This window comes from Marinitoga sp. 38H-ov (assembly GCF_011057715.1).
Classification (GTDB): domain Bacteria; phylum Thermotogota; class Thermotogae; order Petrotogales; family Petrotogaceae; genus Marinitoga.
This window is the reverse complement of record NZ_LNGH01000001.1, coordinates 1-465: the sequence shown is the minus strand read 5'-3', so window position 1 is coordinate 465 and position 465 is coordinate 1. Positions and strand designations below refer to the sequence as shown.

Annotated in this window: 1 pseudogene; it reads right to left on the bottom strand. The window is 29.5% G+C overall.

What is annotated here, in order from left to right:
* Positions 1-413, bottom strand: a pseudogene (locus AS160_RS00005) (ABC transporter permease); the annotation flags it as partial.
* Between the last annotated feature and the right edge of the window lie 52 nt (positions 414-465).

Below are 465 nucleotides of genomic sequence, written 5' to 3'. Positions count from 1 at the left end.
ACATCAAATGTATATATTAAAAATACAAATACAATTCCAGTATTTAATATTGTAAATATCAATTTTGAGAATATGGTGTATATAAAAACTTCCCATAATGGTGTTTCAGACAGAAGCAGGTATTCTATTGTTCCCATTACCTGCTCCTGTCTTATTACACTTTTAAATGTTGTTAGAGAGAGAGTAGTATAACTCATAAATACGCTTCCAGATATGAAATATGCAAGAATATTTCCCCCATATTGTTCAATCATTGGAAAGTAATTATCCTGAGCTATGAACCTTCCCATGAATCCAAATTGTAATAATCCTAAGAATCCACTGAGTATTCCCAGTACTGCTTGTGTTTTATAACTTTTCCATATTAGTATATCTCTACCTAAAAAATATAGAAATTTTTTTATTGTTTTCATAATTTAAGAATCACACCAATCCCAGAACCCTTTATCTTCTCCTTTGCATTTA